Here is a 1159-nt window from a genome sequence, read left to right on the forward strand (position 1 = left end):
ATACCAACCGTCGTTGATGCCGACCCGTGGGATTCCCAAAAGCGGACGAATCTGAATCTCTGTGGCAAACAGGAGGTTTGCGATGGGTTCAGCGCTTTCTTTACGGTCGGATTTCGACGGGTCCATGCTACGGCGACTGGCCCGGCAAACGCGCGATGCCGATCAGGCACGGCGGCTTCTTTCGCTCGCATCGATCTATGACGGCGGCTCGCGTGCCGATGCCGCCCGGCTCGACAGCGTGACAGTTCAGATCGTGCGCGACTGGGTGGTCCGCTTCAATGCTCGCGGACCCGACGGACTGATCAACGGCAAGGCTCCTGGAAAATCTTCTCTCCTGAACGACAAACAGCGAGCAGCCTTGGCGCAAGCCATCGAGCGCGGACCGACGCCGTATCTGGATGGCGTCGTTCGGTGGCGTCTGTGTGATCTGGCTCAATGGATTTGGGAAGAGTTCAGCATCTCGGTGAGCGAGGAGACCCTGGGGCGGGAAGTGCGTGCCCTGGGGTATCGCAAGCTCTCGGCTCGTCCAAGACATCATGCGCAGGACCCGGAGGCGGTCGAGGCATTTAAAAAAACTTCCCCGCCGCTGTGGCAAAAATCGCCGCCGGCCCTGCCAAGGGCAGAGTGATCGAAATCTGGTTCCAGGATGAAGCTCGGATAGGCCAGAAGAACAAGATCACGCGCCGCTGGGCCAAGCGGGGAACAAGGCCGTCCGCGCCGCACGATCAGCGAACCCGTTCGGCCTATATCTTCGGTGCCATCTGCCCCAAGAAGGGCAAGGCAGCCGCTCTCGTCATGCCTTGGTGCTACACCCATGCCATGAACCAGCACCTGATCGAGATCTCCCGCCACGTCGCTGACAATGCCCACGCTGTCCTCATCATGGACCAGGCGGGTTGGCATATGTCCAACAATCTCGTCGTTCCGGAAAACATCACAATCCTGCCGCTGCCGCCCAAATCACCAGAGTTGAACCCGGTCGAAAACATCTGGCAGTTCATGCGCGAGAACTGGCTCTCAAACCGCGTCTTCAAGTCCTATGACGACATTGTCGACCACTGCTGTACGCTTGGCGAACCCTGCAGGACCGACCGTGGAACATCATGTCGATCGGTAGACGCAAATGGACGCAAGGGTTCTGATCAATGACGGTTGGTAT

1 pseudogene is annotated in these 1159 nt (G+C 59.1%); it reads left to right on the forward strand.

The window, feature by feature from the left end:
* The first annotated feature begins 82 nt into the window (after positions 1-82).
* Positions 83-1142: pseudogene (locus tag F3H95_RS27000) on the forward strand (IS630 family transposase).
* Positions 1143-1159 lie beyond the last annotated feature (17 nt).

It is taken from the genome of Rhizobium sp. RU35A (assembly GCF_900156005.1).
GTDB classification, from domain to species: Bacteria; Pseudomonadota; Alphaproteobacteria; order Rhizobiales; family Rhizobiaceae; genus Neorhizobium; species Neorhizobium straminoryzae.